Origin of the sequence: Acinetobacter sp. LMB-5 (assembly GCF_001541635.1) — a bacterium.
In the GTDB taxonomy this organism is placed as follows: domain Bacteria; phylum Pseudomonadota; class Gammaproteobacteria; order Pseudomonadales; family Moraxellaceae; genus Acinetobacter; species Acinetobacter pittii.
This window is the reverse complement of sequence record NZ_LRDR01000139.1, coordinates 1-306: the sequence shown is the minus strand read 5'-3', so window position 1 is coordinate 306 and position 306 is coordinate 1. Positions and strand designations below refer to the sequence as shown.

1 protein-coding gene is annotated in these 306 nt (G+C 47.7%); it reads right to left on the bottom strand.

Translation table 11 applies throughout. The annotated features are described in order from the left end of the window. The coding region (locus tag AW165_RS18870) for a flagellin (protein ID WP_265733006.1) at positions 1 to 306 on the bottom strand (306 nt) is incomplete at both ends.

Genomic DNA, 306 nt, shown 5'->3' with positions numbered 1-306 from the left:
GATGTTATCCAAGTTGCTGATTGCGTGGTTGAAACGGTTTTGGAAAGCACCTAGCTCTGCACGGTGGCTGTCTACGTATTTCAATGCCGCATCAATGATAGCCACAGATTCTTGTGCGCCACCTACTGATGTTACGTCGATAGTATCAACCGTTACTTTCTTGCCGTCGCTTAGACCTAGCTCACCAGATAAGCCGCCAGAGAACTCAACGTCGCCTTCTACTTTGTTGTTGCCCGCAAATACTTGGAGCTTACCATCTTGGTCCACTGACGCTTTTACTAGGTCAGTTTGACCGTTGATGTACGT